The organism is Nocardioides immobilis (genome assembly GCF_003515065.1).
Lineage (GTDB): Bacteria > Actinomycetota > Actinomycetes > Propionibacteriales > Nocardioidaceae > Nocardioides > Nocardioides immobilis.
On the sequence record NZ_QXGH01000072.1, the window covers coordinates 1 to 1,000 of the forward strand.

Sequence of the window (1,000 nt, forward strand, 5' to 3'; positions counted from 1 at the left end):
GTGTGGCTCACTACTGGCATGCGCGGGCCGGGCGCCGAGAGCCAGGAGAGGCTCGAGAGGGGTCTGCCCAGCTCTAAGTAGCGTTGCCCTCCCGGCTCGACAACCAGTGATGGATCGAGCATCGGAGGAACGCAGTGAGCGAGTCGACAAGTCGTGTGGTGATCGGGATGGATCCGCACAAGAGGTCGGTCACGATCGAGGTGATGGACGCCGAGGAGACCGTCTTGGACGGTGGCCGGTTCGGCACCGATGAGGCCGGTTTCACCGCGATGACCGATTACGTCAGCCGGTTTCCGGACCGGGTCTGGGCGATCGAGGGATGTAACGGGATCGGCCGCCATGTCGCGGTCCGGCTGCTCGCGTTGGGTGAGGAAGTCGTCGATGTGCCGCCGAAGCTCTCGGCCCGGGCGCGGGTCTTCTCAACTGGTCAGGGACGCAAGACCGACGCCACCGACGCCCACTCCGTGGCGTTGGTCGGCACCCGGATGTCCGGCCTGCGGCCGGTCGTGGCCGACGAGGAGCTCGAGGTGCTGCGGGTCCTGGTCGACCGCCGTGGCTGGCTCGGTGAGGAACACACCCGCAAGGTCGCCCAGCTGCACCACCTGCTGCTCGAGCTGATCCCCGGCGGGGCGAAGAAGGACCTCTCCGCCGCCCAGGCCAAAGCCGTGCTCGCGAAGGTGCGTCCGCGCGACGCCGCGGGCAAGGCACGACGCCGGGTCGCCGCCGAGCTCATCGCCGACCTGGAACGGATCTACCAGCGCAAGAAGGCCGCCGACAAAGAACTGGCCGAGCTGATCCGCGCAACCGGCTCCACCCTGCTCGACCTCAACGGCATCGGCCCCACCGGTGCCGCCCGGCTGCTGGTCGACGTCGGCGACATCACCCGGTTCCCCACCCGCGGCCACTTCGCGTCCTGGAACGGCACCGCACCCATCGACGCCTCCTCCGGAGACCACGTCCGACACCGGCTCTCACGCAAAGGGAACCGTCAGATCAACCG

At 68.5% G+C, this 1,000-nt stretch carries 1 protein-coding gene; it reads left to right on the top strand.

All coding sequences use genetic code 11. From position 1 onward, the window contains the following. Positions 1-167 precede the first annotated feature (167 nt). Positions 168-1,000, top strand: an 833-nt coding sequence (locus D0Z08_RS31570; protein ID WP_118929250.1) for an IS110 family RNA-guided transposase, incomplete at its 3' end; no start/stop codon positions are given.